The organism is Streptomyces sp. NPDC037389, from assembly GCF_040636475.1.
In the GTDB taxonomy this organism is placed as follows: domain Bacteria; phylum Actinomycetota; class Actinomycetes; order Streptomycetales; family Streptomycetaceae; genus Streptomyces; species Streptomyces hesseae.
This window is the reverse complement of sequence record NZ_JBEZUS010000021.1, coordinates 1-4,460: the sequence shown is the minus strand read 5'-3', so window position 1 is coordinate 4,460 and position 4,460 is coordinate 1. Positions and strand designations below refer to the sequence as shown.

The window sequence follows — 4,460 nt, the reverse complement described above, 5'->3', positions numbered from 1 at the left end:
CCCACCCTCCCCCACATCCCGGGGCGGCCCCGGGTCCCGGGGCGCCCCCTCCCTCCACTGTGGAGCTAAGGAGAATTGAACTCCTGACCTCCTGCATGCCATGCAGGCGCTCTACCAACTGAGCTATAGCCCCTTGTTCTGTTGTCCGCCGGTTTCCCTCGCGGTCTCCCTGGCGACACGGAGAACATTACACGGCCTCCCTGCCCTTCCACCAAATCGGTGCCCACGGGCCCGACCGCGGCTTTCTCGCCCGGAAGGCCCAGCCCCGTCGCGCGCGGCCTGCGGCCGGAGCACACTGGTCCGGACAGCGCTCGCCGGGCGCACGCCCCACCCGCCGGAGGGACAGATTCATGGCCACGGACGTCCGCCCCGGTCCCCTGCGGGTCCTCGTCTTCGGCGCCGCGCTGCGGGCCGGATCGACCAACGCCCGCCTCGCCTCCCTGGTGGCCCGGCTGATCACCGAGGCCGGGGCCGACGCCGATCTCGCCACCATGCGTGACTTCGACATGCCGCTGTACGACGGGGACGCGGAGGAGACCGAGGGCGTCCCGGCCGGCGCGCTCGCGCTGCACGAACGGATGGAGGGGGCCGACGCCCTCGTCATCTCCTCCCCCGAGTACAACGCCTCCGTGCCCGGCATCCTCAAGAACGCCATCGACTGGGTCTCCCGCGTACAGCCGCAGGCGTTCAAGACCAAGCACGCGCTGCTCGTCTCCGCCTCCCCGTCGCTCGTCGGCGGCAACAGGGGGCTGTGGGCCCTCCGGGTGCCCCTGGAGCACCTCGGCACACGCGTCTACCCGGACATGTTCAGCCTCGCCCGCTCGTACGACAGCTTCGCGGAGGACGGGTCGCTGGCCGACCCCGGGCATCAGCAACGCCTCACCGAGACGGTGGAGGCGTTCCTCAAACTCGTCGAGGCCGACACCCGCTACGTCTGCCTCCAGCGCCGCTGGTACGAGTTCCTGGGCGACCGCTCCGAGGCGCCCATCACCCACCGCGCGGAAGTCTGAGGACGGCCCGCGAACCCCGTAACCCTCTCCCGGCTCCCAAGCGTTGACGTGGGATTTCCCGCCGTGTCAGATTCTGGGCGACATCGCGCGAGCCAGGAGTGTGGCACCCATGACGACGACGCCGGAGCGACCGCCCCCGTCCCCCTCCCGGCTCGCCATGGAGCGCCGGACGATCGACCCGATACCCGACGAGGAGCGGCACGGCTCGCCGGCCGGCCTGTTCACCCTGTGGTTCGGCGCCAGCATGCAGATCACGGCGGTCGTCGACGGCGCGCTGGCGGTGGTCTTCGGCGCCGACGCGCTGTGGGCGATCCCCGCCCTGCTGATCGGCAACGTTCTCGGCGGCGTCGTCATGGCCCTCCATTCCGCCCAGGGGCCACGGCTGGGAGTGCCTCAGATGATCTCCAGCCGGGCGCAGTTCGGGGTGTTCGGCGCCGTGCTCCCGCTGGTGCTGGTGATCCTCATGTACCTCGGGTTCGCCGCCACGGGCAGTGTGCTGGCCGGGCAGGCCGTCCGCAGGATCCTCCATCTGCCCGACGCCACGGTCGGGATTCCCGTGTTCGGCGCGCTCACCGCCGTGGTCGCCGTCGCCGGATACCGCCTCATCCATCTCGCGGGCCGCGTGGCGACCGTGACCGGCATCGCGGGGCTGGGCTATCTCGTGGTCGCCGTGTTCACCCGCTACGACGTCCCCGCGCACGTGGGGGTCAAGCCCTTCGACGCCGCGACGTTCCTGCTGGCCGTCTCCCTCGGCGCCGGCTGGCAGCTGACGTTCGGCCCGTACGTGGCCGACTACTCCCGCTATCTGCCCAGGTCGACCAGCGAACGCGCGACGTTCCGGGCGACCTTCGCGGGCACCGTCACCGGCTCCGTGTGGGCCATGTCCCTGGGCGCCCTGATCGCCGCCGTCGCCGGGGACCGGTTCCTGTCCGACCAGGTCGGCTTCGTCGGGGAGCTGGCCGGGCCGGCGGCCCTGGGGTACGTCATGTATCTGGTGGTGCTGGTCGGCAAGGTGACGGCCAATTGCCTCAACGCGTACGGCGGTTTCATGTCGGTCCTCACGACCGTGACGGCCTTCGACGGCCGTTCGAGGATCACACCGGCCGCGCGCGTCGCGTACATCACGGGGTTCTCGGCGGTGGCCACGGTCATCGCGATGGCGGCCAGCGCGGACTTCCTCGACAACTTCAAGAACTTCATTCTGCTGCTGCTCACGGTGTTCACACCGTGGAGCGCCATCAATCTGGTGGACTACTACCTCGTCTCGCGCGAGCGCGTCGACGTCCCGGCCCTGTACGACCCGGACGGCCGCTACGGCCGCTGGAACGTTCCGGCGCTGAGCTGTTACGGCCTCGGGATCCTCGCCCAGGTGCCGTTCCTGGCGACGAAGCTGTACACCGGACCGTTGACCTCCCTGCTCGGCGGCGCGGACGTCTCCTGGATCGTCGGCCTCGCCGTCACTTCGGCCGTCTACTACCCCTGGGCCCGCCGTACCACCACCGCCCCCGCCCTTGAAGCGTCGCGGGAGCGGCTGCCGGGCGCCCCTCAGCACGCGGAGTGACCTGCGGGGCGTCCGGCGGGGTGTCCGGGTCAGCGGAAGCAGTACGAGTCGGAGGAGGCGTCGCCGCCCTGCAAGCGCGTCTGGTGGACGCGCAGGCCCTGGAAGTCGTCGCCGTGCGGGAAGAAGCGCGGGTCGGCCGACAGGCCGCCGTGGCCGGTGTCCGCGTCGAGCTTCGCCATCCAGGGCTCGACGCCTCGTGGGTAGAACTGGTCGTCCCACGCCCCATACAGCGAGTTCGTCACATAGACGCGCCGCCCGTCACGGCTGAGCTCCAGCATCTGCGGCCCTCCGCTGAGGGGGACGTCCGTGTCCGACGGGTGCGGCTCGCGGCGGGCGATGCCGCCCAGCCGGACGGAGGCGGTCCGCCGGGGGTGGAAGGGGTCGCTCACGTCGAACTGGAGGAGCTCGCCGGTCCCCCACGCCGACACGTAGAGCCACTGGTCGTCGACGGACAGGTTGATGTCCGTGACCAGCGGTGGCACCGCACCGAACGGTTTGAGCGCCGGGGGCAGGTCCTCGGGCGCGGCGGGCTCCGCCGGGATCGTGATCACCTTGCGGACGGCGAAGCCGGGCCCGTCCCGGTGCCAGAGCCAGACGGACGCGGACAGGTCCGCCACGCTGACGACCACACCGGCGAAGCCCCACGTCGCCTCGGGGTCGTGCGCGGGGCGCAGCTCCAGCACCATCTGGTGCTCGTCGCCCAGGTCCACCCGCTGGAGGTGGCGGCCGGTGCCGAGCTCCCAGAAGTGCAGCGCGTGGCCGTACGCGCGCCGGAGGAGCAGCTCGGTGTCGAGACCGTTCTCGACCATCGCCGGGGTGCCCCACTCGCTGGTCACCGCGATGTCGTGGCCCAGGTGCCACCAGACGTCGTACGCCAGGTGCTGCGGCCCCCGGTCGGTCTCCCAGGGGCGCAGCACGTCGAACGTCTCGTGGTCCAGCAGGGCGACGCCGCCCGGCCCCTCGGCCCCGTAGGCGCCGCCCAGACAGGAGAGGAAGACCCCGCCGGGGCCGCAGTGCAGGGTGTGCGGCCGCGAGTAGCCCGCCTTGGCGGCCAGCTCGTCGGCCTCGATCACCTTCACCAGGCGCGGGCGGACCGGATCGGGGCGGGTATCGAAGACGTGCAGCCGGGACGAGCGCAGCCCGGGGAGGAGCAGGAAGCGTCGCTGGGGGTCGCTGTGGCACGCGTGGGCGAGCGCGCTGGAGCACGCGTTCCAGCCGAAGTGGTGGAGCTCGTCTCCCAGGCCGGGTAACCGTGCCGTGTTCACCACCCGCCCGTAGGAGGGCGAGCCGGGGTCGGCGTCGACGGTCATCAGCGCGTCGGGTCGCCGTGCCGCGCGGTCGAAACCCACCACGTAGGCGAGCTTCTCCGGTGGCGCGGCGACGGCTTCGGCCGGTGTGCGGTAGAGGGTGGGATCGCTGTGGGACAGGGAATCCGCCATGGGCGGTGAGGGTGCCACATCCGGGAGGGCGGGCCAAGGGAGCGTGCGGGCGTATATGGCGAGGGCGGCGGCGCCCCGGGGTGTGGGGTGCCGCCGCCCTTTGCGACGTGTCTGCCGGTTTGTTTAGTACGCGGAGTTGACGTTGTCCATGGAGCCGTACTTGTCGGCGGCGTAGGCGCAGGAGGCGGTGATGTTGGCGACCGGGTCGTAGATGTTCCAGGACGTGCCCTCGACGTGATAGGCCTTGAACGTCGGGTCGATGATCTGGAGCAGGCCCTTGGAGGGGACGCCGTTGACGGCGTTGACGTCCCAGCCGTTGATGGCGTTGGGGTTGCCGGTGGACTCGCGCATCACGTTGCGCTTGATGCCCTCGTAGGAGGCCGGGATGCCCTTGGAGCTCAGGATGTCCAGGGACTGCTTGATCCAGCCGTCCAGATTGTCGCCGTAGGC

General features: G+C 71.0%; 4 protein-coding genes and 1 tRNA gene. 2 read left to right on the top strand and 3 right to left on the bottom strand.

Features of this window, described 5'->3' with window-relative positions:
• Window positions 1-60: 60 nt before the first annotated feature.
• Window positions 61-133 (bottom strand) — tRNA-Ala (locus tag AB0E98_RS30990).
• Between the two features lie 217 nt (window positions 134-350).
• Between AB0E98_RS30990 and AB0E98_RS30985 the strand changes: the two genes are divergently transcribed.
• Entirely contained in the window at window positions 351-1,010 is a 660-nt protein-coding gene (locus AB0E98_RS30985; protein ID WP_361709115.1) for an NAD(P)H-dependent oxidoreductase, read from the top strand.
• A 109-nt stretch (window positions 1,011-1,119) separates the two neighbouring features.
• Window positions 1,120-2,571 (top strand): cytosine permease, encoded by a 1,452-nt coding sequence (locus AB0E98_RS30980; protein ID WP_361709112.1) that lies wholly within the window; start codon window positions 1,120-1,122, stop codon window positions 2,569-2,571.
• A gap of 29 nt (window positions 2,572-2,600) precedes the next feature.
• On the opposite strand, the gene AB0E98_RS30975 is transcribed toward AB0E98_RS30980, so the two are convergent.
• Both AB0E98_RS30975 and AB0E98_RS30970 read right to left on the bottom strand, forming a co-directional pair.
• Complete coding sequence (locus AB0E98_RS30975) at window positions 2,601-4,010, bottom strand: selenium-binding protein SBP56-related protein (RefSeq protein WP_361709111.1); 1,410 nt, start codon at window positions 4,008-4,010, stop codon at window positions 2,601-2,603.
• Between the two features lie 123 nt (window positions 4,011-4,133).
• The coding region (locus AB0E98_RS30970) for a transglycosylase SLT domain-containing protein (protein WP_361708967.1) at window positions 4,134-4,460 on the bottom strand (327 nt) is incomplete at its 5' end.